This window comes from Dictyobacter sp. Z7_2, assembly GCF_057551105.1.
In genome coordinates this window covers 2,093,795-2,119,444 of record NZ_BAAJPE010000002.1, presented here as the reverse complement: position 1 = coordinate 2,119,444, position 25,650 = coordinate 2,093,795, and the positions used below count along the sequence as shown (strand labels likewise).

22 protein-coding genes are annotated in these 25,650 nt (G+C 46.4%); 15 read left to right on the top strand and 7 right to left on the bottom strand.

Going from position 1 to position 25,650, the window contains the following annotated elements; all coding sequences use genetic code 11:
- Positions 1–507: 507 nt before the first annotated feature.
- The 3 genes from AC27N8_RS22375 to AC27N8_RS22365 all read right to left on the bottom strand — a co-directional run bounded on the left by AC27N8_RS22375 (position 508) and on the right by AC27N8_RS22365 (position 3,560).
- Complete coding sequence (locus AC27N8_RS22375) at positions 508–1,029, bottom strand: COG4315 family predicted lipoprotein (protein WP_487069616.1); 522 nt, start codon at positions 1,027–1,029, stop codon at positions 508–510.
- A 248-nt stretch (positions 1,030–1,277) separates the two neighbouring features.
- Positions 1,278–2,135: a class I SAM-dependent methyltransferase gene (locus AC27N8_RS22370; protein ID WP_487069615.1), complete on the bottom strand. Its 858-nt coding sequence runs from the start codon at positions 2,133–2,135 to the stop codon at positions 1,278–1,280.
- 144 nt (positions 2,136–2,279) lie between these two features.
- Positions 2,280–3,560, bottom strand: a complete 1,281-nt coding sequence (locus AC27N8_RS22365; RefSeq protein ID WP_487069614.1) for a M16 family metallopeptidase — start codon at positions 3,558–3,560, stop codon at positions 2,280–2,282.
- Positions 3,561–4,063: 503 nt separating this feature from the next.
- On the opposite strand from AC27N8_RS22365, the gene AC27N8_RS22360 reads away from it, so the two are divergent.
- The 7 genes from AC27N8_RS22360 (at position 4,064) to AC27N8_RS22330 (ending at position 11,636) form a co-directional block, all read left to right on the top strand.
- On the top strand, positions 4,064–6,796 hold the full coding sequence (locus tag AC27N8_RS22360; protein ID WP_487069613.1) for a sensor histidine kinase: 2,733 nt from the start codon (positions 4,064–4,066) through the stop codon (positions 6,794–6,796).
- Positions 6,797–6,809: 13 nt separating this feature from the next.
- Entirely contained in the window at positions 6,810–7,220 is a 411-nt protein-coding gene (locus tag AC27N8_RS22355) for a response regulator (RefSeq protein ID WP_487069612.1), read from the top strand.
- Between the two features lie 216 nt (positions 7,221–7,436).
- Positions 7,437–7,844 carry a hypothetical protein gene (locus AC27N8_RS22350; RefSeq protein ID WP_487069611.1) on the top strand — a complete coding sequence of 136 codons (408 nt, stop codon included), beginning with the start codon at positions 7,437–7,439 and terminating at the stop codon, positions 7,842–7,844.
- 57 nt (positions 7,845–7,901) lie between these two features.
- Complete coding sequence (locus AC27N8_RS22345) at positions 7,902–9,230, top strand: metallophosphoesterase family protein (RefSeq protein ID WP_487069610.1); 1,329 nt, start codon at positions 7,902–7,904, stop codon at positions 9,228–9,230.
- Between the two features lie 280 nt (positions 9,231–9,510).
- On the top strand, positions 9,511–10,011 hold the full coding sequence (locus tag AC27N8_RS22340) for a thioredoxin family protein (protein WP_487069609.1): 501 nt from the start codon (positions 9,511–9,513) through the stop codon (positions 10,009–10,011).
- Between the two features lie 372 nt (positions 10,012–10,383).
- On the top strand, positions 10,384–11,265 hold the full coding sequence (locus AC27N8_RS22335) for a metallophosphoesterase (protein WP_487069608.1): 882 nt from the start codon (positions 10,384–10,386) through the stop codon (positions 11,263–11,265).
- Between the two features lie 221 nt (positions 11,266–11,486).
- Positions 11,487–11,636, top strand: coding sequence for a hypothetical protein (locus AC27N8_RS22330; protein ID WP_487069607.1), 150 nt, complete (start codon positions 11,487–11,489; stop codon positions 11,634–11,636).
- A 174-nt stretch (positions 11,637–11,810) separates the two neighbouring features.
- Here AC27N8_RS22330 and AC27N8_RS22325 read toward each other — a convergent pair whose 3' ends face one another.
- Entirely contained in the window at positions 11,811–12,044 is a 234-nt protein-coding gene (locus AC27N8_RS22325; protein WP_487069606.1) for a DUF2795 domain-containing protein, read from the bottom strand.
- A 741-nt stretch (positions 12,045–12,785) separates the two neighbouring features.
- Here AC27N8_RS22325 and AC27N8_RS22320 point away from each other — a divergent pair.
- On the top strand, positions 12,786–13,028 hold the full coding sequence (locus tag AC27N8_RS22320) for a hypothetical protein (protein ID WP_487069605.1): 243 nt from the start codon (positions 12,786–12,788) through the stop codon (positions 13,026–13,028).
- Between the two features lie 165 nt (positions 13,029–13,193).
- On the opposite strand, the gene AC27N8_RS22315 is transcribed toward AC27N8_RS22320, so the two are convergent.
- From AC27N8_RS22315 to AC27N8_RS22305, 3 genes are all read right to left on the bottom strand, one after another.
- Positions 13,194–14,039, bottom strand: a complete 846-nt coding sequence (locus AC27N8_RS22315; protein WP_487069604.1) for an SDR family oxidoreductase — start codon at positions 14,037–14,039, stop codon at positions 13,194–13,196.
- A 57-nt stretch (positions 14,040–14,096) separates the two neighbouring features.
- Complete coding sequence (locus tag AC27N8_RS22310) at positions 14,097–14,711, bottom strand: NAD(P)-dependent oxidoreductase (protein ID WP_487069603.1); 615 nt, start codon at positions 14,709–14,711, stop codon at positions 14,097–14,099.
- Positions 14,712–14,854: 143 nt separating this feature from the next.
- Positions 14,855–15,310 carry a MarR family winged helix-turn-helix transcriptional regulator gene (locus tag AC27N8_RS22305; RefSeq protein ID WP_487069602.1) on the bottom strand — a complete coding sequence of 152 codons (456 nt, stop codon included), beginning with the start codon at positions 15,308–15,310 and terminating at the stop codon, positions 14,855–14,857.
- Positions 15,311–15,900: 590 nt separating this feature from the next.
- Here AC27N8_RS22305 and AC27N8_RS22300 point away from each other — a divergent pair.
- The 7 genes from AC27N8_RS22300 (at position 15,901) to AC27N8_RS22270 (ending at position 25,644) form a co-directional block, all read left to right on the top strand.
- Positions 15,901–16,812: a hypothetical protein gene (locus AC27N8_RS22300; RefSeq protein ID WP_487069601.1), complete on the top strand. Its 912-nt coding sequence runs from the start codon at positions 15,901–15,903 to the stop codon at positions 16,810–16,812.
- 4 nt (positions 16,813–16,816) lie between these two features.
- A complete protein-coding gene (dnaB, locus tag AC27N8_RS22295) occupies positions 16,817–18,169 on the top strand; it encodes a replicative DNA helicase (RefSeq protein ID WP_487069600.1) in 1,353 nt (450 codons plus the stop codon).
- Between the two features lie 124 nt (positions 18,170–18,293).
- Positions 18,294–19,337, top strand: coding sequence for a hypothetical protein (locus tag AC27N8_RS22290; RefSeq protein ID WP_487069599.1), 1,044 nt, complete (start codon positions 18,294–18,296; stop codon positions 19,335–19,337).
- A 442-nt stretch (positions 19,338–19,779) separates the two neighbouring features.
- Entirely contained in the window at positions 19,780–21,942 is a 2,163-nt protein-coding gene (locus tag AC27N8_RS22285) for an NB-ARC domain-containing protein (RefSeq protein ID WP_487069598.1), read from the top strand.
- Between the two features lie 51 nt (positions 21,943–21,993).
- On the top strand, positions 21,994–22,986 hold the full coding sequence (locus tag AC27N8_RS22280; RefSeq protein ID WP_487069597.1) for a GHMP family kinase ATP-binding protein: 993 nt from the start codon (positions 21,994–21,996) through the stop codon (positions 22,984–22,986).
- Positions 22,987–23,006: 20 nt separating this feature from the next.
- Positions 23,007–24,719 carry a carbamoyltransferase family protein gene (locus tag AC27N8_RS22275; RefSeq protein ID WP_487069596.1) on the top strand — a complete coding sequence of 571 codons (1,713 nt, stop codon included), beginning with the start codon at positions 23,007–23,009 and terminating at the stop codon, positions 24,717–24,719.
- Positions 24,720–24,885: 166 nt separating this feature from the next.
- Complete coding sequence (locus AC27N8_RS22270) at positions 24,886–25,644, top strand: alpha/beta hydrolase family protein (protein ID WP_487069595.1); 759 nt, start codon at positions 24,886–24,888, stop codon at positions 25,642–25,644.
- Positions 25,645–25,650: the final 6 nt, after the last annotated feature.

The window sequence follows — 25,650 nt, the reverse complement described above, 5'->3', positions numbered from 1 at the left end:
AAATAGCATCATTGAATGCTCAATTGATGTTTCATACATGTTGGTTGTAATGGAAAAGAGAAAATAAAAGAGAATATGTTGGCAGATTGCGGTCCTTGCTTCTACGCTCAATCTCTTACCCACCGATAGCGATCCGGCAACTGCCGCCGCAACTGTCCAGGGCAAGAAGCAGACTATAGATTTTCTTCAGGACACATGGAATAATGATGTTCCTAACAATGGGAGCCAGGAGGAGAAATGTAGGGAATTGCAGCATTTCAAAATGCAAAGACGCAACTTGTGGTCGAGAAGGCGCGATACGATACGCTTGTAACCCAGGTCGAAGCACTTAAAAAACCTGCTAGAGATATGACCACTCCCAATGATGGGTTGTCTCAGGAAGGAATCCTTGCCATGCCCCTGATAGGCCTACAAAGCATGAGAGGTCCTTTGCCATCCAACAACGAGGCTCCCGGCGGGATATCCCACCGGGAGCCTCGTTGATTTTTGTTGAAAAGGGCTGGCTGTTTACAGGCCAGTGGGGACATTAGGGGTGGCCGGCTGCCAGGGAGAGTTATCAGCTTCATACGAATTGTAATCGCCAGGATTCACGTCACCAACGTAGGTATAGAGAGGATAGCCCTGGTAGAAGACAACTTTGTTACCCTGAGCATCGGTTCCAACGCTCAGCTTACCGGGCAGTTTAGTGGTAGAGGTAGGCGTGCCCTTTCCCGTGTAGATCAAGGGTTTCCAGGTCTGGGCACATACGCCATCACAGGTAAAGCCGCTTGTCCCTTTCCACTCATGGATATATAACGTGAAGCCTCCAGTGGTTGTCAGAACGGTAAATGTGCTCCCTACGGCTTGATGGGAAGCAACTGTGCCTAAGGACACTACAGGGGAAGATGAGCTTTTTTGTGCTATATTGGTAGTTGTCGATGTATTGAGCGCGTGAGCACTCGCTGACGAATAGGTGGAAACGAAGGCCGCCAGGATTCCAGCGATCAGGAGGGTGAGGCTCAGGCCACGAACAAAGTTTTTCAAACGCATGGTGTTTTTTCTCCCAGATTCATAGACGTTTTTGATAAATATTTCATTGAGCACATAAGCTTTAATGCGTTTATGGCTTAAACAAAAGATATCATGTAAGTAGGCTAAAGTATGTGAGCTATTTCACAAATAGTATGTGAGCTAGTTCGCAAATAGTGTGTGAGTTGGTTCACAAATAAAGAAATTGCTTATGAGGAAAATGTGCGCATCTGAACAGAGGGCTGCGAGCACAGGTGTATGAAAATATATTATTTGTAGGCGACAACCCCAAAAGCTTCTGGTCGCTTGACGACGCGCTTAAAGCCAGCCTCTTGCAAGCGTTTGAGGGCTCCTCGTGTGACGGTGCCAGATGATTTGCTGTTGAGGTCGCCGATGTAGTGAAAGAGGCGTCCGCCGCGCCTGAGGATGCGGTAGAGTTCCTGGTAGAAGATGCCCGAGTAGAGGTTGCCGGCCAGCTTGAAGACCGGCGGATCGTGGATGATACTGGAAAAGCTTTCATCCTCGAAGGTTGATACCAGTTCATAGGAGTCGCCAAGGAGCTGTTTGATCCTGGGATTGCTGAAGAGTTCGCGTGACCAGGGATTCTGATGGGCGATCTCCTGTGCTCCTGGGTCCAGTTCGATCGTTACCACTTCGGTTGCTGTCCTGGCAGCCTCGATGGCGGTATAGCCCAATCCCGTTGCAGTATCCAGGACGCGTCCGGTGATGGGTTTAAGCGCGGCGATCTTTTTAAGCGTGTCCTGCATTGGATCGATAGCGACAATGCGATGCATGGTGAAGCCCGCAATGAGCATACTTGGAGTGCGTTGGGTTGGCAATAGGCTGCACATACGGTTTGTGGCTTCCGAGAAGTATTGAATCGGATAGATCGTGTCCCCCTCGAGGCGAAAACATGTCACATCCGATCGTTTAATCTTCTCAACCTGCTCCCAGGTGAGCTGATCGCCGTGCGCAAAAGAGATGCCAGTCTCCGTCAGGATGACTGGCACTGTGGTGAGGCCCAGATCTGGTGAAACGTCGAGCGTTGTCTGAGCTTGCTTTCTCGCCTGTAGCAACAGATTCGCTTGCACATACGAGAGCACAATCGGCTCAGCAGGATACGTCATCTAATTTCAACTCCACTTTATACAGTAGCGTCGCACGCTCGCGTGCGATGTTCCAGTAACTCGTACGAGACAACCCGATCTTGCCACACAACGCCGGGGGCCTGATCGTACGTCGAGTGGAACATCGCACGCGAGCGTGCGACGCTACTTGGCCTGGGCGAACAGTTCATCTTCGTTGAGAGGGCCAAGCGTGGTAATGATCTGCTTCTCGCGCACGGGAAAGCGTTTGAGAGCACGCATCACGTCCTCAGATGTCAGCTGCTCGACGCGCTCGATCTCCTCCTCGACGCTGATCAGACGGCCTTCGGTAACCCAGTCGGCGGCCAGAGAGCGCATGCGCGAGAAGGTCGATTCGCTACTCAGCACGATGCTGCTAATCCACTTATCCTTGGCTCGCTGTAGCTCATCCTCGAAGACACCATCGTTGAGGAAGCTATCCAACTCCTCATTGAGCATCTTGAGGACTCGCGGTGCGTTTTCGGGTGTCGAGTTGGCCTCCAGCATGAAAATGCCCGTGCCTTCCATGGCCCAGATGCCAGCGCTGGCCGATTCTGCCAGTCCGCGCTGATAGATGTTCCAGTACAGGCGCGAGCCATCGCTATCGCCCAGGATGCTGGCGGCGAGGTTGGCGGCATAGAAGTCGGGATCTTTGACGTCGACGGCGGGCATGGCGATGATCATAATCTGCTGCTTGAGATTCTTGTCCACCATGACGTGATGGCTGGATTGTTTGGGTTCGTAGTGAGAGACATCGCGTCCACTATCGCCCACGCGCCAGTTGGTACAATGCTGCTCGGCCAGCTCAACGATATGATCCCAGTCAAACTTGCCGGCAACGGAGAGGACCAGATTGTTAGCGGCATAGCGACGCTTCCAGTAATCGCGCATCTGATCAATACTTAGATTGCGAATACTCTCGCGTGATCCCAGGACATCATGACCTAGCGGATGGTCGACGAAGTAGTCTTGCATCATGCGACGATAGGTCAGATTATAAGGTTGATCCTCTGAGCGAGCGATCTCATTAATGATGACCTCTTTTTCCATCGTGAAATCTGTTTCGTCCAGACGAGGATACATCATATCGCTCAGCAGCTCAAAGGCGCGGTCCAGGTATTCTCCCAGGATACGTGCGTAGAAGACGGTGGCTTCATGGGATGTATAGGCGTTTAGTTCGGCGCCGATCTTATTAAAGGCCAGCGTAATTTCTTGCCAATCCAGCGTTTTGGTGCCCTTAAAGACCATGTGTTCCAGGAAATGCGAGACACCTGCAATGCTGGGATCAAATTCGTCGCGAGAACCTGTACGTACATAATAGGAAACAGCTACTGACTCGAAATCAGGCATCGGCTGACCCACAATCTGTAGGCCATTGCTGAGCGTGTGAGTATGAAACACAGTTCCGTTCGCTGTCGTTTCTGTCATCTTTGATCCTCCGGTTGCAAGGTGTGATCAACCTGCTATGCGTGCTCAATGGCAGGCATCATAAAACTGTCGGGCGGGTATCAGGCATCGTTTTTTTCGTAATAGCATCATAGCCCCACTACAGATAATTTGTCAAATTAAAATTTCCCGTTCCACAACGTCTAGTCTTTGGAGTACTTCATTACTAGTGCCTGACAAAATTGCTATGCTGCTACGTGATATAGTGTCATAGAGGCTATTGTTCCGGAACAAGGAAGCTCAGCTTACGTCAGGGTGCATCATCTTTGTGGTGTTATGAAAAAATTATAGTGCTGGCATGTATTGGTATGTTCTGATATTGCTCATTAACTTTCTAGTCATACAGCCGTTCTACCTGTCATGTTGAATACGGCTGAAGTGTGTGATATGCTACGCTTTAGAAAAAATCGTAACGCCTATGCCCACTGCCGCTAGACAGCTTTTCCCGGCGCTTCGCAGCGCTTTGGCTAGAAGAGGAGTTGTGGATGCCTGTCTCTACCTGGGAGGAATCTGATTCATTCGCCGAAGAGACCTATCCTGTAACTTTATTGACCGCGCTTTTAAAACAGATGATGTTACGCTTTGGTGCTCAAGGAGCGTGCATCGCCTTGCACGATGAGACCATTGGTCAAATGAGAGTTCAGGTGCATATCCGCTTAAAAAACGCGAATCCGTTGCCTGTCGCTCCCGATCCTTTAGTGGTTGCCGATACTGGTGGATCTAGCACGCGGCGTGTCACCGCGCAGCTGGATCTCGATGATGAAACGCGGCGTATCTCTGCTTTGGTAGGTAAGAACCGTACACGTCCTCTTGTTGCGTCTACGGATGATATTGAATATGTGACCGCTGATCAGAGTGAGCTCTTTTCAGTCGGGATGGCATATCCTCTTGGGCAGGATCTGATCGGCTATGCCTGGCAAAAAAATGAGCCGTATGCTATGCGTCACGAGGATTATACGACGCTGGTGCATGCTGCCCAGCCGCTGGCTATCCATGCCGATGTCATTCCATCGCATTATCTTGTTGTACCTGTACGCGAATCGACGCTTGTGGATGAGATGCGCGGGCATAAACGCTCCGCGACCGTCCTGGGTGTGGTTGTCCTCTATTATGTTGGCATTACATCTCCCCTGTTTCAGCAGCACCTCCAGCAGCAACGCGTCGATTCGCTTCAATATACCGAGCGGATCGCCATCTATCTTCAGAACGATACCTTGCGCCGTAAGCAACGGCGGACAAGTGAATACCTCCAACTTCTCCAGACGATTAGCTCCGTCTTTCCCACCTCTGTCAAGCTATCCGATCTCGTCGAGCAGATTTATCGCTTTGTGTCCCGGGTGGTGGACGTCTCCGGCATGCTCTTGACGATCTACGATCGCGACCTTGATCGCTTATATGATATCTTTGCCATCGTCGATGGGATGCGGATTGATGGATTGGGCGAGAAGCCGACTGTACGTACAAAGACCGAGCGACCTGTCTGGTGGAAAGTGACGCAGCAAGAGAAGCAGACGCTGCTCTTCTCACCGGCTCAGGACAGCGATAAGGCACAGAAGTATCAGGAACTTCTGACTGGAGTATGGGGAGATCAACGTCGGGCTGAATCGTTCCTCTTGTTACCGATGAAAATGTTTAATCGAGTCATTGGGACTATCTGTATCAGTAGCTTACGGCCTCATGCTTATCAGCCAGAAGAGATCCAGGTCTTAGAGGCTATGACGCAGATCGTGACGGTGAGTATTGAAAATACGAAGCTCTACGAGCGGGACCGTGCGATCTTACACGAGGCTCGCCAACGCGAGGGACAACTCGCAGCGATTAATAGCGCCTTGCAAGCGATCAGCTCGGTTTTGAATACCACCGAGCTGCTGAACAATCTTGTCGAATCGGTCGCCTTGATCACCAAAGTTGACCTCTGCGTCTTTTTTGAGCCCACGGAAGCACGTGATGTCCTTAAGGCCCACGCGCTCTACGCGCCGTCGAGTGTCCAGATGGTCGATGATGGAAGCGGCATGCCGATGATCACGCCTCGTAATCGCGGCGAACCAGATGAACTGATCAATCTGATTGAGCTGCCCTTCAAAGGAACTTTTCTGGAGCATATGGTTGACGAAGGTTTCTTCTTTCTTGATCCCCCCAAAATTGAGGATCTGGCGCGTAAATCTAATGAGGGTGGCATGATTTTCTTGCGCGAGATGGGCATTGAACATCTGTTGATGGTGCCGATGACCTATCAAACGGAGTTTATTGGTTTTCTGGCGATGCCTACTCCGCTTGGGAGTCGTGTGCCGACCGCCGGTAGTCATCTACCCAGCGGGAGTCGCTTACCCAAGGATATCAGTACGGTGCTGGCCATCTGTGCTCAGGCCGCCAATGCTATCTGGAACGCGCACGTCTTCGAACAGCGGGGAGAGGCGTATGCCGAGCTGGAACGCGTCGATAAGCTGAAAGATGAGTTCCTGGTGACCGCGTCTCATGAGCTACGTACGCCATTGACGGCGATCAGTGGCTATTCAAGCCAGCTGAAGCGTCAAAGCGCACGCGCCACGCCGCAGACGGTGCTGCGCTTTGCTACGAAGATTTCCGTGGCGGCGCAACAGTTGAGCGATCTGGTGGCCAATATTACGGAGGCGGCACAGATTGGTCCCGCTGAGAGTAAGATGGATCTCCATATTGAGCCAATCCAGGTGTTAGCCGCGATCGAGTTCGCAGTCAATATGTTAACGCGCAATTCAGAACATACGATTGCGCTAGATGTGCCACCCGATCTCTGGATGCTTGGTGATGCGCCAAGTGTGCGGCAGGTATTGACAAACTTATTGGAGAATGCATCAAAATACGCCTCTCCAGGGACGCAGATACAGGTGCGGGCTACAAAAAAAGTACTTTCAGACGTTGTGGCGCTTTTGACAAATGATCAGGCCGATCCAACGTTAGTAATAGATAAGGGAGACATTCCTGTTGTCCTGATACGTGTGGTTGATCAAGGTGAAGGCATTTTGCCACAGGATCAACAACGCATCTTTGATAAGTTTGTGCGTGCTCCACGTTCGTTGACGACTCCTGTACGAGGGTCAGGCTTAGGCTTATATATCTGTCGCCGCTTCGTTGAGGCGATGGGAGGTAAGATCTGGTTAGAGCAGAGTATTGCGAACGAAGGATCAACATTTAGTTTCTATTTGCCCTATGTAGATTCGCCCGTTGACCCCATTGAATGAGATAGGACTAATTATGCCGGCACGAGACAATGACATATCGCCTGTACAGCGTTCATCGCCCAAGAAGATTCTGGTTGTGGATGACGAGGCTGTTATTCGCGATATGATGGTAGATATCCTTGATTTAGAAGGCTATCCAGTTGAGGTTGCACGCAATGGACGTGAAGCGCTGAAAAAGGTCCAGGCCGCGTCCACGCAGACTGGCTATCTGATCTTTCTCGATCTGATGATGCCTGTGATGGATGGACACGAGTTCTGCCGCCTGCTGAGTGAGAATCCCGTTGCTAGAGGCCGGCATGTGATAGTCATCATGTCGGCCTTAGACCAGTTGCTCCAGGCTAAATCTTTGCATGCGGATCAGGCGATGCCCAAGCCCTTTCAGATGGATGATGTAATGAAGATCATCCAGACATACATGTCATAAACGTGACTGACGACGCGCTCATCTCTGCGTTCAGGCATCGGGGTATGCCGCTCTTTTGCCTTGTCATCCTTTTGGATACACGCTATAGTAGGGCTAAGGAAATTCCTATATATTTCTGGCCACAAAGTAGCGTCTTTGAATGTATACGAGTGGTTGTCGAAAGAATGTTTCTGATAAGGCGTCCGGCCTGATCGAATGACCTGAAAGGGCATCGTTGTGATTGATGTTATCCTGACCTTGCACACGTTTAATGTGTATCTTGTCTTTCTGAGTGCACTTGTCGCAGCTATCTGGGGCTTTATCTTATATTTTAGAAAGCTAGCTGCAAGCAAAGCGTGGCATATTTCTTTATTTGTCTCTCTGGGCTTTGGTCTCTTGCAGGGCCTGTTAGGCATTTTAATGGTTGCTGTGGGCTTAAAGCCCGGTGGTGGCGTTGGTGACTACTATTTGCATTATGTCTATGGCGGTATCGTGGCACTCGGATTGCCGCTCATCTGGATGAGCTTTACGACGAATGGCAAAAATAAACGTCTGGATGTGCTGGCTTATAGCATCGGTGCTCTGGTGATTGCTGTCGTTGCCGTGCGTGCCTGGATGACAGGTCCTGCTCATCCTCTGGGATGAGCAGGGTCGGCTTCATCTTCTGCCTTCAATATATAGTAAGAAAACATAAGGGTTGGTATGCGAGCTTCTTTTATTCACGTGGCGGATACTCATCTGGGTTACGAACAATATGGTGTGCGTGAGCGTTTCAATGATTTCAGCAAGGCGTTCTGGGAGATTGTCGATGACGCTCTCGCACGTGAGGTTGACTTTGTGGTGATCGCCGGTGATCTGTTTAATAAGCGTGCCATCGATGCTTTGACGCTCATCCACGCTATTGAGGGATTAAAGAAGCTACATGATCGGCATATTCCGGTGATCGCGATTGAGGGAAATCACGATCGCAGCTATTATCGGGATGGTGTCTCCTGGTTACAATTTTTGTGTTATCAGGATTATATCAGGCTGCTTGCTCCTATTATGCAAAACGGTGTTCCGCAGCTGACTCCCTGGAATGCGCAGACGATGTTGGGGAGTTACGTTGACCTGCTTGATGGTCGTTTACGCGTCTATGGATTGCCATGGCAAGGTGCAGCGACCGCACGGACTCTGGAAGGGATGTCTCAGGCTCTCCAGGCTGCTCACGCGCAGGAGAACGAACAGGGAGTAGATTATCGCTTGCTGATGATGCATACCGGTCTGGATGGCATTGTGCCACGTGTCCAGGGCTTGCCCACGATGGCTCAATTTGAGCCGTTGCATCAGTACATAGATTATCTGGCTCTGGGCCATGTACATAAGCCATACGAGTTCGGGGGCTGGATGTATAATCCTGGCTCAACCGAGACCTGCGGCGCGGAGGAGGCTCAATGGGAGGATCGAGGCTACTATTATGTTGAGATTGATACCGATGAGCCTGAACGGATTATTGATGTTGAGCGCAAGGAACGTTTTCATCACGCGCAACATCTTGTGAGTCGAAGGCGTTCGTTTGTACGTTATGATTTACGAGTAGATAATCTGCTTGAACCTGAGGCTTTATATAAACGCCTTGAAGATTATTGTCGTCGTGAAGGTCCTGCTTATCAAGGCATGCAGCCAGTGGTGCAGGTTCATCTGATTGGGACTCTGGCTTTCGATGCTGGCTCGCTCGATCAGCTGCGTATGGATGAGATTGTACGTCATTTCTTTGATCCGTTGCATGTACGTATCGATAATAATACCAGCGACCAGGATTATACGCCGGACGATGGCGATATCGATGGCCGTGATCGTTCTCTGTGGCACGAGTTAGAACGACGTATTTTTGAGGAGCTGGTCGGCATGGATAGCCGTTATCTATCCCATAAAGAAGAATGGAGTGCTGTCCTGAGCGAATTGAAGTCATCTGCGCTTCATAAGGAGAATCCCGAGCAGATTGCCCAATTCCTCCGCGAAAGGCGGGCACAGCTATTTCCGCCTGTGTAAGTTGCCAGCGCTAGCGGTGTTCGTTATGGTAATAGATGGAATAAATGAGAGTTGATTTCATGTTTGTGTGGGTGTAGGCCCCACGCATGCTTGTTCCATGACTTGTGATCGTGTTTGTACGTTGTTTTGGGTCTGCCTGACGTTGTTTCCTTCAAGTCTTCTGTTCTTGAGTGGTAGTTGCAACTTGCTGGCTGTAGCTCAATATTTACATATCTCTCTTATGATGATTGTTTCTTATACCCTATGAGGGCGGATTCTTCTGGCGGGGAGTGTGATTATTATGTCTGATCTCGTGTTGCATCTGGCTATTCTCGTGTTAATTGCCGTCTTTGTGTTCGTTTTTCTGCTCGCCGCTCGCCGTTTTTATGGTGAATATCGACGACCACATGTCCATGTCCCGCATTCCATTGTAGATGCTGAACCTTTTATGCGGATTGATGTATCTACAAATGAAGATGCAGAACGTGTACATGCGGCTGCACGCGTACGCATCCTGGCATTTGGCAACGAGGATGATCGTCAATGTCGTATCTTGCAAGCTCCTGTCTTGCGCCGTGTGGTTGAAGCCAAAGGGGACGTGGTTTCGGTGATTAATATCGATGCATCGAACTCGCCTGAGTTGACTCAACGTTATCATGTTCTGACCGTGCCCACGACCGTCTTGCTGGATGCCCGTGGTAAAACGTATGCCGTCAATTATGGTTTTACGAATGCTCAGAGCTTGCTCAAACAAGTTGATGAGATTCTCTCGTTGGATGGTGCGCAAGAAGCACTATCTTAATGGTGTACTGACACATGGACTACCTACCTACTTTTCATGTGCTTGAAAAAAGCCATACTCCTTCAAAGCAGAGGGGACCTTAAGAGCATAGTTTTCGTTGCCTTGTTGCAGCAAGCGTCAGTTGATCATGGCCCCCTCAATATCCTCATACATACTTCACGGCCTCCTTGCCAACTTGTGTCTCATGACCGCCTCAGACTCTTCTACATCAAATCTGCAACGGTTATTTTTTCTCAACTTTTTAGATCCTTTTTTAGGCTTTTTGGGCTCCTACTATTCTTGAATGCGGTACGCATTTATGCCTGATGTGTATAATAAGTTTAAGAGGAATATACGCATACTGCTAGAAGAATATATTTGGGGGTGGATTAGGTGCGAAGGAGAAATTTTCTGCGGGGGACGTTGGCAACTACAGCAGGTACGCTGGTGGCTGCCGAAGGATCAAGCCTCTATGTACGCGATGTAGAGCCGACCTGGCTGGATATTCATGAGATTCCGGTGCATCTTGCACGGTTAGATCCGGCGTTCGATCATTATCGGGTGGCGCACATTACCGATCTGCATACCGATGATACGTTTATGACTGCTGAACGCCTGGCTCAGGTTGTGAAGATGGTGAATAATGTGCGGGCACAACTTGTCCTGATTACTGGAGATTTTGTCACACACTTGATTGCAAGTTCTGCCGCCACTTTATCCCAATTGCGCCACCTACATGCCCCTGATGGCGTCTTTGCAACCCTGGGGAATCATGACCATTGGGCTGGCCCTCAACAGGTGACAACGATGCTACAGGAGAGCGGGATACAGGTTCTCAAAGATGAGCTACATACCTTTGATCGTGGGGGAGGAAAAGCTGCGTTGCATCTGATTGGCATGGACGATCTCTGGACCGATGAGCCAACTCAATCTGCCTGGGCGCACGAAGATCGCTTGCATAGATTGCTCCATCGGATGCCAAAAGAAGGGGCAACTCTTTTGATGGTTCACGAACCCGATTTTGCTGATGTCTCTGCCGCCTCCGGACGTGTTGATCTACAGTTCTCCGGCCATTCGCACGGCGGGCAGATTCGCATCCCCTTTTATGGCTCCGTCTACCTCCCCGAGCTAGCGCGTAAATATCAGGCAGGTATGTATCAGATCCAGAATCTCCAGCACTATACCAATCGCGGACTGGGCATGATCAATCCCCAGGTGCGGCTGAATTGTCGTCCTGAGATTGCCATCTTTGAACTCCTAGCCACGGAATCGTAGCGTGCGACGCTACTGCTCTGTCAAAACACAGAAGGACGTTGCGTGGCAAAGGAGGATGGCCCCTTGAACCAGGCGCTCAGGCTCGCCGACGTAGCGGCGCGGCAATTCGCTTGATCGCGACGTACCCCGTGCTGTCACTTCCCGCACGAACACGTCCCATGTGCATCTGAAAGCAACGCAGACGAGACGATCCACGGTGGGAAGATCACGCATGGAACCCCATGGGGAGCGTGGTCGTACGAGTCACAGGCAGCACGGCGGTACGTCGCGATCAAGCGAATTGCCGCGCCGCTACGTCGGTGAGCCTCTCACCCCATCGCCTTCTGGAGCTGTTTTGGACACACATCACCAATACCGCATCGGCGCGATAACTTTTGACAGAGTACTACGTCTGTGAGCATCTCATCCCATTGGGATGTATGTCTCCAATGTCATATCGGCGCGATGACCTTTGACTGTGTAATATAACAATGCTCGGTCAACCGTTTCAAAGGATGAAAGAGGCTGGCTGAGCATTGTTATCTTGCTTACGCGGAAAGCAAATGTTATTTGAAAAGTCCGCCGATCTTACCGCCAATGCCGCCGGCATTGCTGAGACCACTCATAGCACTCTTGACATCATCTGCGGAATTAAACGTCTTATTTGGTAGCTTATCCAGCATACTGATTGCCTGATCAGGCAGGTTATGCTTACGAGCATGTTCGACAAGGGTATCCTTGCTGAGAGGATAGGGAAGCATGTTGAGGACCTGATTCACTTGTTCGGCATTAATGTTCATGATTGTCACCTTTTCTCTACGAAATATGTCGTACATAGATCGTTAGTTAATTGGTGTCATCCCTGGCTACAAAAAATCCTTACCTCCATCATTATACGGACTCCTCATAACAAACGTCTCAGCATGAGTTACATGAATGTATCAGCTTGATCTCGTTGCAATTATGCATTTTGCAGTATCCTATGATGGATCAAAAAAACAGTCCAGATATTGCTCATCTTCTATTTATTATACTCGTCACAGCTAACATGTTTTGTGGTAATACACTGGGGCAGAATCGTGGCGGAAATAGAGTTATCATCCTGCCAACATTCTTGAAGAAACAGGTAACATCGCCTTGTCTGAATGTTGTCAATTGAGGGCAATTTTGAGCACGATTTAAGCACGATTTGCGCCATTATCTGTGGCTATCATCAACCTAAATGTGTATCCTTTATCGCTTGCCAGATAGTCCTCAATGCCAGGTTTTTTACGCCATAAAACGGTAACCAGATAGCTTGTTTTCTGGCTATATATGATGGTCCAGAAGGTTACCAGAGGATGTATAATGTGGCTCAATTATATAACCTTTCGGGATAACCAGACTGATGATCTTTTGCTAACATCTCTGGCAGAGATTGTTCCCTATCATCCTCAACAAAAGCTGCCTGATAGATATCGATGATATGCAACCATTTTCCCTTCTATTGCTAACTATCGTATGTTAGAATATACGAATCGTAAAAAGAAAAAGGACGTAAAATGGATAACGAACCGCCTCAGAATTTGTTACATGCATACATCAATCGGCACTATGTAAAGTATCCGAAAGAATACGCTGGAGTATTTTTCTCAACTGCGATTGCCATGTTAGTCGTTCTGCTTGTATTTATGCCGCAGGGAAAAGTATCCGCACTCATGATTGTGGTTACTATTATTGTTTGCTTGATGAGTATTACTCATGGCACGATGACACTTATCTATGGCAAAAAGAGAACACGTTGATTATTTTTCGGATAGATGTCTGTAGATACGTGTTTGAGATGCTTCCTGGCATGTTCCTACCGGGAAGCATCTAACCTGCAAACTGCCTGACCTTTTTTGATACGCTCGGTATGACTTATTTTGATCACGTTTGTGCAGGCATCAGAATCAGGATTGTTGGAGCATTCAATGCTCCAGGTCCACCAGTTTCGTACTGACATCCCAGACACGCTCCTGCAGTGCCTCATCATAGGAAATGGGGACGGACTGCCCTGGCTTGCCGCGCAAAAAATACTTCCCCGTGACGCTTTCCACCTCTGGTGAAGTTGCCAGATAAAGTGCTGTCTGCGCTCCCTGTTCGGGCGATTGCAGGAAGAGCTTGATGATACCGGTGAAGGGACGCATGATTGGCGGGGTCACGTTGCCAATGATGTTTGTGGCTGTAATGCCTGGATGCAAGGCATTGATAGTAATACCTGTTCCAGTGAGTCTTCGTGCTAAGGAGTAACCACACATCACCATGGCAAGCTTGGCCTGACCATAGACTTCAAAGGGAACAAAGGTCTTCTCGCTCTGTAGATCATCCAGATTGATAGTAGGCGTCATTGCGTTAGATGCCAGGTTGATGATGCGTGCAGGTGCGCTGGCACGCATGGTATCCAGGAGCAAATTGGTGAGTAAAAAAGCGGAGAGATGATTGATCGCCAGGTTCATTTCTATCCCATCAACGCTTAGCTGACGCTGTTGAACATGTGCGCCTGCATTGTTCACTAAGATATGCAGGTGGGAATAGCGCTGCTGAAACTCTTCAGCGAGTCGACGAACGGCCTGTTGAGAGGAGAGATCCGCTACCAGCAGATCGAGTGAAGCACTGCCAGTCGTGGACGCGATCTCGCGCATAGCTTCCTCACCTCTCTGACGGTCCCGTGAGACCATCACAACGGTAGCGCCCTGCCTGGCAAGTTCAGTGGCAATGACTTTTCCGATGCCAGCGTTTGTACCAGTGACGAGGGCGATTTTGTCGTGGATCATAGTCTTTTTCCTTTTTTATTGTTTTATTGTTAAAGCATGGCAGATAAATTTTTTTGTTCAGGCGGTAAGAGCGAGAGCTTGGTGGAAAGTGTTTGTATCAAGCAGATGTTGTAGCATGAAAGCAGCAACATCTGCTCGCGAGATGCGCGAAGTGATATGCATATGAAGATCAGAACGACTCTGATACTTTTGCGTGCGTGGTCCATTGGTCAGAAAAGATGGCCGGACAAGCGTCCAATCCACATCGCTGTGCTTGATGAGATCCTCCATCCGCTCCTTGTCCCACATTTTTTCGGATAGGCTGGCCCAGAGCATAAGATTATAAAGATTGCGATGATGACTCTCCGCCGCACCGTAGGCACTGACGACGAGGAGACGACGCACCTGAGCGTGTGTCATGGCTGTGAGAATGTGCTCTATGCCATCAGCGCAGAGCGTCGTCCCGGGTTGATTGGTTCCTAAAGCACTCAAGACCGCCTCTTGCCCGGTTATAACCGCCTCGACACTGGCCTGGTCAAGTACATCCCCTTGTACGATAGAGAGATGTTGATGCTGTAAAGAAAATGTGGCGGGGTTGCGGACAAGTACGGTCACGATATGACCCTCATCTAAAGCCTGAGTAACGAGTTGCTGACCAGTGCCACCGGTCGCGCCAAAGATAGCAAGCTTCATGTTCATGTTCCTTTCACGAAACAAATTTCACTTTGATGTATTACCAAAATGATAATAAATTAAGGCAAAAAAAGAGAATGTTAGCACCTTGTAAGTAACGATAGTGGTCGTGCACTTTTGTCGGAAGCGTCACGACACGGATGCTACGCGTCCTGAGATTGGATGCCGTTGGTCTGAATCTTGGTGAATAATTCGATAAGGATCAACCGTTCGGTCGGAGTAAGCGAGCTGAGCATACCCTGCGCGAGGTTCTGAAGTTGCCCGGTAAACGCTTCGAGAAGCCTCATTCCTTGCTCCGTTGGCGCGATAAGAAAGCTGCGACGATCTTCACGATTGAGAGTACGCGTCGCATAGCCCTGTTTTTCCAGGCTATCAAGGATGCGCGTCAGTTTACTCGGGTCGATGCCAACCATCGCCTGAGCGATCTCCTTGACCATAAGTGGCCCACGCTTTGAGAGAAGAGAAATGATGTTTGCTTCTTCAGGAGAACATAAGGTTTCCTGCTCAAAATGCTGTGACATGCGACTCAAGGTATCATTCAAAAAGAGCATAAAGTCAAGCACAGCACGCGCCTGAGATGACTCAAGATCATTCTCCATCAGGGTCTCCTTCTCTTTCCGTTTACCTGTAGATGCAAGCATGCAGTCAAGAGCTTCTTACTCGCCATATAATTTTAATTTGATATTATATTAGCATGATATTTTGTTGGTGTCAAGGGAGCATGTAGCAACAGGGTTCCCAGAATCCGTGTCGAGCGAAGCGAGGACGCTACACTGTCTGACCTTTGGCTGCACAAAAATGAAGCGCACCCGTGGTAACAAGAACGTTTTTTAGCGCATACTCAACCCACCGATGCCTGACAGGCATTTCGGAAGATCTCTCATCCCCCGCATGCGTTGGAGTCAATGGCAAGCGGGTAGGTGGGCATTCTACGTCAGGATACATGTTTCCAATTTAGTACGAATAAATAGAGATGATAAGCATATGTTATAAAAATTCGACGTAATACACATTATGGAGTATAATATAAACATAATTACGTTACGTTAAAAACGTAGTACATTCTCCTCAACCCTAACCACTGTAGACTCCACAAAATTGAGATAATCCCCGCTACTTCTCATATATCCCCTCAATGAGAAAAATATCTACACATTTTTAGTTATTATTAGATGGAGGTCGGTGTCCGATGGCACGAAGTCGTAGTTTACCCACAAATCTTTTCGATGATCCTGATTTTTTTGATCTCAGTAGTGATACTCAGGTTGTCCTGATGGGATTGGTGCTCAATGCAGACGACCATGGACGTGGTTTAGCCCATGCTGGTTTGCTGTCCCGTAAGCTTAATAAGCCGGTCGATCTGATAGAAGCGTGTTTAATGCTCTTAGAACAGTGCGAGCTCCTTCAGTGCTATCACGACGAGCGGCAACGCTATTATGCGTTAACGCGCTGGCTGGAGTGGGAGACGTTAAGCAAACCAGCTCACTCAAAGTACCCGGCACCCCCTCAGAAATCATTGCCAAAAAATCCCCCAGAAAATCCTGGGGAATCTGGGGGAATTTGGGGGAATTTGGGGGAAGTTCGGGAAACGATTCTAGAAGAAGAAGAAGAAATAGAAATAGAAGAAGAAGAAGAAGGCGAAGGTGAACCGGAAAACATTATTCCGGCCGGAATAACGTTTCTCTCCGCCATCGACGGCGTCGTCTCGGTTGTTTCACAACAAAAGATGACGGATACTATCCGGCAGGTTGCAGACATCCTCAAAATTCCTCAAAATGCTGCCCTGGCACGGCTGATTGCTGAATATCTTCCAGATCCGACGCTCTCAATTGTTGGCGAAGCCGATGCCGCCAGAGAGTGGATCGATGATCCCCGCCGGAACAAGGAAAAGCAATGTATGACACCTGCCTTTTTTCGTCGCTGGCTGAAACGTGAACAGGAGAGCGTCCTGCAACGCCGTCAGTTCCAGAATGTCCAGGCGACAGGCACGGGAGATCATCAAGGCTCGCGTGGCTCTCCTATCCCCCATCCCATATCGAGTAACAGTTTGATGGATCTGGAAGCACGCTACCAGCTCCAGCGAGCACAAGGAGGTAGATAGCAGCATGGAAAAAGTTACATCAGTTGCTCAACTTCCCCAAAGCATCGAGGCGGAAGAAGGCGTTTTGGGTAGCTTGCTGATTGATCCCGATGCGGCGACCCTGGTGGCAGATGTGTTGTCGCCTCAGGATTTTTATCGCGATGCACATCGCACAATTTATGAAGTCATGCTTGCATTGCAGGAACGACACCTTCCCGCCGATTTTATCACGCTCTGCGATGAGTTAGAGCAGCGAGGAATACTCGATGATGTCGGTGGGACGTCTGCCATCATGTCGCTGGTCAATGGAGTTCCTACCAGTGGCAATGTCGTTGCCTATGGACGGCTCGTGGCGCAAAAAGCGCTCTATCGACATCTTATCCAGGCTGCTGGCCAGATGGCTGCCGCCGCCTATGCAGAAGAGACTGATGCGTTAGAGCAAGCCGAACAAGCCATCTTTGCTCTTGCCCAACGTGGAGAGTCATCAGAAGCCGTTCCCCTGTCAACCATCCTCTCTGAGTGCATGGATGACTTAAGTGCTGTCCAAAGACACTCTGGTGAAGTTGTTGGCGTTCCCACGGGGATTCGTCATCTGGATGTCGCATTGGGAGGATTGCAACGGGCGGATCTGATTATACTGGCAGCCCGGCCAGGCACTGGTAAAACGGCCCTTGCCTTGAATATTGCCTCCAATGCCGTCTACAAGCATCAGAGTCGCGTCGCCTTTTTCTCTCTGGAGATGAGCCGAAAGCAGCTCGGAATGCGCCTCATCTCCATGCAATCTCATGTCGATCAACAACGTCTACGCATGGGATGGGTCCATGATCATGAGTGGGAACAGATTGTCTCGGCCATGGGAACTCTCTCCGAAGGATGCATCTGGATCGATGATAGCGGTGGTCTGTCTCTCTCAACCCTGCGCAGCAAAGCTCGACGGCTTCAGGCACAACAGAAGATCGATCTGGTCGTCGTTGACTATCTCCAATTGATGCATGCCACCGTGCAAGGGAAACGCTACGCAAATCGAGAACAAGAGATCGCTGAGATCAGTCGCGGTCTCAAAGGCCTGGCCAAGGAACTGGATGTGCCAGTTTTAGCGCTTGCTCAACTCTCGCGTGCCGTCGAAAATCGTCAATCGAAAGTACCACAACTCTCCGACCTGAGAGAGTCTGGCGCTATCGAAAATGACGCCGATGTGGTGCTCTTCATCTATCGCGAAGACATGTACGATCAGGAAAATATTGAGGCGAAGCATAGCGCCGATATTGTCATCGCAAAACATCGTAATGGTCCCGTTGGCACCGTTCGCGTGGGCTTTGATGCAAGTCAGACACGCTTCTATGAACTCGAATTGTCACCTGCAGGTAAAGAGAAGTAACATCTTAAGTCCTGACTACTTGTGTACAAGCAATCCAATTGTTATACTGTCCAAGGTTATTTTATAGCAAAAATATTATATTACTATTTAACATTGGATTCTATTATCTTTGAGGATTCTTGTAATGATTACAAACAAACGCTTGTTTCGTTTGGGATGTATGCTCTTCTGCATATTTCTCTTTGGGGTGGTCGCAGGGAGTGTTAATCCCAGTACAGTTCTGGCGGCTCCGGTTGCGGCAGAGAGTAACTCACAGCTCACTGTAACGGAAAGTATGTCAACTATGACATACGGTGACTCTGCTCTATCCATTAAAGCGCAGCTGACCGTACCTGCCGATGAACCCATCTCGAACAATGCCAACTTCTACATCCTGATTGATTCCACTCGTTATGATGGATATGTCTCCGGCAACGCACCTACTTATTCACTCTATGTGGCAGGAGTGGGTGTGACGACTCCTCTGTCTGTTGGACGACATTCTGTGGTTGCGGTGTATAACGATCTCTATCAGATGAAGACGACTGAGAGCGCACCTATAACGCTCACAGTCCTCAAGACGACGCCCAATCTGACCTGCTCCATCAATAATCTTGCTTATACCTATGCTCCAAATACTCCTCTTACCATCGCTATGTCTTTCAATGGCACGAATTTTCCTGTTGACTGGCAGCATGCGACCTATACGATTACCTTTGTGGGAGTGCATAGCGTTACCAGGGCAAATCTCAAGCCGAATAAATTCGATCAAGTAACCGCGTTAGCGCCATCGGTGACGGGTAGCTATCAACTTCGCTGCACCTTCAATGGAACAAGCACATTCAATTCAGCCGGATTCAGCCTGAGTGTGCTGGTGAGCCGCAATCGTCAATCAAGCATCAAGCTCTATACCAATCCGACGACTCTGAAAGCTGGAAAGATGACTACCTGGTATGTGGTAGTATCAGGCGTGTCAGGTTCGCCGGCTCCCACCGGAACGATTAACATAACTATAGGGAATTCTTATACCGGCCTGATTACTCTGGGCCACGGCGGCAAAGTGACTGTACGCGGAAATGCTCCGCGTTCTCTTACCGGAGCCAGTATCAAGATCTTCTACTTTGGAGATGCTATGTATGCAGCGCATGGCGCTACCTTTTCTCTGAAAAATCCACCTATTCCGAAGTAGCTCCAGTATTCGGGTGAAATTTGTCGTACAGCGATTCGTAATGTTACTTGCGCAGGAAAAATCATTCTCCTGCGCTATTTTTTGTGATAACTACATTAATCAATGGACCGAGCGTGGCTTCTCTCCAGGATCGCGTCGTATCTTGTATTTTATCACCTCTGGCGTGCTGGAAAAAATGAATAATATTCTGATCAGTTAATAGGCTTGAATTAGCTTGTTAATTCACTTATACTATACTTAGCTGTCGTGAAACAAAGGATCTTTACTCTTATTCTATAGCATAAGCAACTAGTCGTAATTACATTTTGAGTTGAAGCTCTTATTGTAAGACCATTTACGATAATAAATCCTGAACAATTCTGGAAGCATTTGCACTAAAAGAGTTGCCTATCCCATTATATGGTCCATGGCAATTTTTTAAGCTGGATTTGAGAGGAAAAATATGGAAATATTCCCTCTTATTGCTTCAATTATCGGTATTATTGCTTCAATATACCTAGTTGTTGTCGGGCAGAAAGGAATTATTGAATGGTGGAATGAGCATATAAACAATAGAACTGTTGTAAAACTTGAAAAAAAAAGTAAAGCGCGAAGATTTTTATCTCTCGCCAATAATCTGCCTCCTAAAGTGGATTTTATCGGTCGGGAAGCAGAGAAATTGCAACTTAGAAGAGAACTGAACTCGGGTCATTCGGTTATTGTTATAATTGGAAATGCTGGTGTGGGCAAAACATCTCTCATGTTAGATGTCGCATATGAGTACTTTGGAATGAGCCAACAAGCGATTGATCGTAATCAATTACATACGCCCACAGATGATAATTTTGAGGTTTTTATATGGATAAGTGCTAAATATAATAAAATTAGTCTTAGTGATCTTTTAAATAATTTGGCTGTTGTTCTTGATTTCCCCTTTATTGTTAGAAAAGCGTTGAATGAAAAGGAATATGAGATCAAACGGCTTTTGCGGAAATATAAATCTCTCATTTTGATTGACAATTTTGAAACCGTAGGTCAAGAAGCAGAAAGCCTTCTAAGATTTCTTTTTGACATACCATCGCCTAGTAGAGTAATTATCACCACTCGTTATCAACAAATTCATAAAGGAAGAGTTATAATGCTAAGGGGCTTGCAACCAAATGAAGGCATAGCTTTTATCCGTCTAGAAGCTCAAAGGCGAGATTTGCCCTTTTTGGAACATGCTTCGGATGAAGTCCTATTAAGACTTTATAGTGTTACTGGTGGCGTACCGCTGGCAATGGAATGGGCTATAGGTCAAATAAAGCAGCGAGGTCTGGCATTGGATCAAGTAATTACTAGCATTCAATCTGCTGGAGGAGATATATTTCAAGAATTATTTGAAAGATCCTGGAACGTCCTTAGCCTACAGGCGAAACAAATTTTAATGGCTCTCACCGTCTTTCGCTCCTCTGTATTAAATATGGCTATTCAAAAAGCTAGCAACCTTTCCTCCACTAATTTAGAGAAAGGATTTAGCCAATTGATAGAAATGTCATTAGTGGATATAGTTAACGAAATCGAGGAGCAACACGTACGTTACAGTATTCATCCTCTTACTCTTGTTTTCGCAACTGCACAAGCCAACAAAATACCAAATTTTTTGGATGAAGTGCATGTTAGATCCGCAGAGTTTTATATAGATTATGTGAAACAAAGAAAATCTACTGATGTTCCAGGAGATAAGTTAAAAGAATTAGACATCGAGATTAGTAATATCACATATTTGATGAATTGGTGCTTTAATAAAAAGAAGATGCATTTGCTTATTGAGCTTTCATATAATATAGAGGAATATTTACTGATTCGAGGTTTTTGGGAAGAAAGAATTGGCTATTTGAGAGATGCTGTTTTAGCTTGTGATGAAACAGGTGATATGAAAAGAAAAGCGCACTTTCTAACTGTTATTGGAGGAACTCTTGTATTAAAAGGACAATATGGTAATGGTGAAAAGTTACTAAATGAAGCTTTACAAGTTGCTCGTGAAATTTCAGATGAATCACAAATTTCGCGAGCCCTAAGAACGTTGGCATTAAGTGCCTATCGTCAAAATGATAATGAAAGTGCAATGCATTTACTGGAAGGGGTTGAGGAACTTGCTCTGCATGCAGCTGACATGCATAATTATGTTGATACTCTATTAACGCGTGGAATGGTTGCTTTTGAACATAAGGATTATCTGCAAGCAGGGGCGTTGTTTGAGAAGGTAATATCAACTTCTGAAGAGATTCATTGGCAACGTGCAATAGCCTATGGTCTAGGTTATCTGGGCAATATAGCTCACTATGAGGGTAAGTATGCAAGGGCTAGAGATTATTATGAACGAGGATTAATAATAGCATTAGACTTTGGTGATAGAAGGCAAGTCGCCACTCTTCGCCTTTCAAAAGCAAGACTTAATGCGGATTTAGGCAGAGTATCAGACATGAAAATTTGTGCTCAGGATGCTCTAAGTATTTTCGAGCGGCTGGGAATGGATAATGATATGAGAAAGGCTCAAGAAATTATTAATAAAGGAGAGAGCATTCCTTCACGCATAAAATTAGTTTTGAATCGGGTTCGGAGAAAACGATCAACAACTCATTAATAGTATGTTATTCTGAGTGACTAAATTTTTTGTGGAAAAGATGAGGCCAGTATGTCAGTTATATGCCGTGCTCCTGTGCGTTTAGATTTTACTGGAGGTCCTACAGATGTGCGACCCTTTTCTTTATTGGAAGGGGGAGCCATAATTAACTGTACTATTTCGTACTTTGCGGAAGCGCAGGTACAAGCAAGAGAAGATGGTAAAATTGGACTAAAAGCAAATGAGCTTGGCATTGAATTCAATAATATATCACATCTACGAAATGATGACAAATTAGATTTGATTAAGTATGCAGTTCTAAAAGAGTTTCCTGATGGAGGAATAAATGTTTGCACTAATTGTAATGTTCCTTTTGGCTGTGGATTAGGATCTTCAGCAGCAATAACAGTATCATTAATGGCTGCAATGCAAAGCTTCCAGGGACTAGAACTTGATACCGAAAGAGTAGCAGAAGCAGCCCGTTGTCTCGAAACGGAATATTTTGGAATTTATGAAGGAGGACAGGACCAATATGCTGCAGCGTTCGGAGGATTTCACTTGATGACATTTAATGGACATAAAGTCACTCGCAGAAAATTAGAACCTTCTCAGGAAATTCTTCAGGTTTTAGAGCAACGACTTATTTTGTGTTACACGGGACAATCCAGAATCTCCGGGGAGATTATCAAACATATCATGACTTCATATGAAGAAGGAGATCAAAAGACAACTAGAGCTCTTCGTAGATTGCGACAATTATCATTTATTTTAGAGGATATTTTAGTAAATGGGGCTCTACATAATTTTGGAGAACTCCTTTTGGAAGCCTGGCATTATCAGAAGTCTTTACACCCGTTGGTTAGCCCCGACAAAATTAATTACATACTCGAACAAGCACTATTATCTGGAGCCATCGGGGGGAAAATTATTGGTGCCGGAGGGGGAGGGTGCCTACTCTTCTACAGTGATCCTAACCGAAGGCAAAATGTACAAAGAAGGCTGCTTTCACTTGGTCTTCAACTCATGCCTTTTAAATTCGTTTCGCAAGGCTTGTCGCTCTTATAGTATAGAGGAGTCATAGATCTTTGTCAAAGTACTTTTTAGGGATAAGCTGTACCGTACATGATTCGGCAGCATGTTTGCTGAAGGATGGTTTTATTGTTGCTGCTGTTGAGGAAGAAAGATTCAACCGAGAGAAACATACAGGCGCCTTTCCACATAATGCTATCATATATTGCCTGAATACAGCAGGAATAGTACTTTCAGATATTGAAGCCATAGGTATTGCTTATCATCCATTATTACTATTGAAAAGTACATTGCATCATACATTCTCGCTCAAGTTCCCTTATTATAGCCCTCAAGCTAGGTTCAAGTTCTTTTTGGGGGAACTTCAAATACTTTCCCAGGTTCTAAAAGCACGTTCTAGATTAAGTGGTTTTAGCACATCGAAAATACCAAGGATCCACTTTATTGTTCATCACGACGCGCATGCGGCCAGTTGTTTCTTTGTGTCTCCATTTGAAAGAGCTGCAATTCTGACTATTGATGGATATGGGGAAGATACATCTACTCTGTTGGCCGTAGGTAACCAGACGCGAATACACGAGATCGGACGGATTAAATTTCCTTCATCTATTGGCTTAGTTTATAATGCCATCACTGATTATCTCGGTTTTAAAGTAGATTGTGATGAGGGTAAGGTGATGGGACTAGCATCTTATGGAAAACCACTTTATGCAGAGTTGTTTCGTGAAATGCTAAAGACTACCGACGAATGGCGTTTTGAATCGAATTTACAATTACTAGATCACTCGGCTCAGCGTGTATCCGAAAAGTTCAAGAAAATAATGGGTCCATCCAGGCTCCCTGGTGCAGAACTATCGGAAAGACATGCTGACTTGGCTGCTAGCTTGCAATTGGTAGTTGAAGAAGTAGGTATTCGATTAGCTCAATATCTTCATAAAGTAACAAATCTTGAAAATTTATGTATGGCTGGTGGCGTTGCACTTAATTGCTTATTAAATGGAAAAATAATGAGTCAAACATCTTTCAAAAAAGTATTCGTTCAGCCAGCTGCTGGTGATGCTGGGACTGCCTTGGGTTGTGCCACTTACTTATATTATCGTTCACAAAGCCGAAAGCGATCAACTTATGTAATGACAAATACATATTTAGGTCCCGAATTTAGTAATGAGTACATTGCTCAAGTATTGAAAGTACGAAAACTGAAATATGAATTTTATGACAATATAGCTCAGGTTGGTGCTAAATTGCTAAGTGATGGGAATCTTGTAGGATGGTTCCAGGGACGAGCAGAATTCGGTCCTCGAGCCCTGGGGAATAGGAGTATCTTAGCTGATCCACGGGATCCAAATATGAAAGATAAGTTAAATTCTGAGGTTAAGTTCCGGGAGATGTTTAGACCATATGCTCCTGTAGTTCTACTTGAAGCAGTAAATCAGTACTTCGAATGCAGCGTACCATCGCCATTTATGACATTAGCATTTCTAGCACAATTAGAAATGCATAAGTATATTCCAGCAGTTGTACATGTTGATGGTACTGCTCGTGTCCAAACCATTGAAAAAGAAAATAATGAATTATTTTGGCATTTACTAAAAGAATTTGAAAAAATGACCGGTGCACCTCTTATACTCAATACTTCTTTTAACGTGCGCGGTGAACCAATTGTAAACACACCAGAAGAAGCTATTAACTGTTTTTACTCAACAGGACTAGACTGCCTTGTTCTAGGAAATTACTTATTGAGAAAAGATATTTTTAGATCTTCTTGATAGATTTTAGGATTGGCATGAAATATTTCATTTTTAGGGTTGCATATATTTGGAACTCTTTTGTAGAATGAATAAGTGAGTTTCTTATGAGAAAACTCTACAGTGTTATCAGTTGAATTTTTCGGTCATTACTGGACAAGTTGCATATTTTAAAGGAGATCACAAGATGAACGTAACCCCCGTTACCTTTCATAATCAAACTCAAAAAATTTCAGGTGTTCTCACTACACCTTTTGAACCTACTCAATTGATGATTATATTTGCACATGGTGGACCAGGTGGTAACAAAAGAGGTCCAAGTGATATATTTGTTCTTTTGGCAGAAAGGCTGGCTAAAGAAGGTATTGCAAGTTTTAGATTCGACTTTAGGGGTTCTGGGGAAAGTGATGGAGACTTCGTTGATACCACAATTCAAGGTGAAGTAAATGACTTGCAAGCAGCATTGAAATTTGTACTTGCCCAGGGATATCAGAAAATTGGTTTGGTCGGAGAGAGCCTCGGTGGAGCCGTTGCGATTCGTGCATATGATAGCATTTACAAAGCTTTAGTTTTGTGGTTCCCAGCCACAGACCTTATGCAAACCTCTTTTAGTGAGTTTTTGACTGAGAAAAAGCTTGCTGAGTTAGCTGAAAAAGGCTATCTCACTGAGGGATCAGCGAGAATAGGTAAACCTTTTATTGATGACATTCAGCAAATGAGCTTAGATGATTCGCTGAAAAATATTAAGACCCCTGTGCTCATAATTCATGGTGATCAAGATAGGGACGTTCCATTTGAACAATCAATTAGAGCTATAAAACTGATAGAAGCCCCGAAGCAATTAGAAGTCATAGAGGGTGGTGATCATGGCTTGCGTAAAAATCATGAACAAGAAAGGGTTATCATTTTGACATTGAATTGGTTCAAGCAACATTTATTTGGTTAAATGAGC

What these genes read in the sequence shown, in the direction of transcription:
- AC27N8_RS22375 (WP_487069616.1), bottom strand. Translation starts at nt 1,029, where the DNA reads ATGCGTTTGAAAAACTTTGTTCGTGGCCTGAGCCTCACCCTCCTGATC.
- AC27N8_RS22370 (WP_487069615.1), bottom strand. Translation starts at nt 2,135, where the DNA reads ATGACGTATCCTGCTGAGCCGATTGTGCTCTCGTATGTGCAAGCGAAT.
- AC27N8_RS22365 (WP_487069614.1), bottom strand. Translation starts at nt 3,560, where the DNA reads ATGACAGAAACGACAGCGAACGGAACTGTGTTTCATACTCACACGCTC.
- AC27N8_RS22360 (WP_487069613.1), top strand. Translation starts at nt 4,064, where the DNA reads ATGCCTGTCTCTACCTGGGAGGAATCTGATTCATTCGCCGAAGAGACC.
- AC27N8_RS22355 (WP_487069612.1), top strand. Translation starts at nt 6,810, where the DNA reads ATGCCGGCACGAGACAATGACATATCGCCTGTACAGCGTTCATCGCCC.
- AC27N8_RS22345 (WP_487069610.1), top strand. Translation starts at nt 7,902, where the DNA reads ATGCGAGCTTCTTTTATTCACGTGGCGGATACTCATCTGGGTTACGAA.
- AC27N8_RS22340 (WP_487069609.1), top strand. Translation starts at nt 9,511, where the DNA reads ATGTCTGATCTCGTGTTGCATCTGGCTATTCTCGTGTTAATTGCCGTC.
- AC27N8_RS22330 (WP_487069607.1), top strand. Translation starts at nt 11,487, where the DNA reads ATGGGGAGCGTGGTCGTACGAGTCACAGGCAGCACGGCGGTACGTCGC.
- AC27N8_RS22325 (WP_487069606.1), bottom strand. Translation starts at nt 12,044, where the DNA reads ATGAACATTAATGCCGAACAAGTGAATCAGGTCCTCAACATGCTTCCC.
- AC27N8_RS22320 (WP_487069605.1), top strand. Translation starts at nt 12,786, where the DNA reads ATGGATAACGAACCGCCTCAGAATTTGTTACATGCATACATCAATCGG.
- AC27N8_RS22315 (WP_487069604.1), bottom strand. Translation starts at nt 14,039, where the DNA reads ATGATCCACGACAAAATCGCCCTCGTCACTGGTACAAACGCTGGCATC.
- AC27N8_RS22310 (WP_487069603.1), bottom strand. Translation starts at nt 14,711, where the DNA reads ATGAAGCTTGCTATCTTTGGCGCGACCGGTGGCACTGGTCAGCAACTC.
- AC27N8_RS22305 (WP_487069602.1), bottom strand. Translation starts at nt 15,310, where the DNA reads ATGGAGAATGATCTTGAGTCATCTCAGGCGCGTGCTGTGCTTGACTTT.
- AC27N8_RS22300 (WP_487069601.1), top strand. Translation starts at nt 15,901, where the DNA reads ATGGCACGAAGTCGTAGTTTACCCACAAATCTTTTCGATGATCCTGAT.
- dnaB (WP_487069600.1), top strand. Translation starts at nt 16,817, where the DNA reads ATGGAAAAAGTTACATCAGTTGCTCAACTTCCCCAAAGCATCGAGGCG.
- AC27N8_RS22290 (WP_487069599.1), top strand. Translation starts at nt 18,294, where the DNA reads ATGATTACAAACAAACGCTTGTTTCGTTTGGGATGTATGCTCTTCTGC.
- AC27N8_RS22285 (WP_487069598.1), top strand. Translation starts at nt 19,780, where the DNA reads ATGGAAATATTCCCTCTTATTGCTTCAATTATCGGTATTATTGCTTCA.
- AC27N8_RS22280 (WP_487069597.1), top strand. Translation starts at nt 21,994, where the DNA reads ATGTCAGTTATATGCCGTGCTCCTGTGCGTTTAGATTTTACTGGAGGT.
- AC27N8_RS22270 (WP_487069595.1), top strand. Translation starts at nt 24,886, where the DNA reads ATGAACGTAACCCCCGTTACCTTTCATAATCAAACTCAAAAAATTTCA.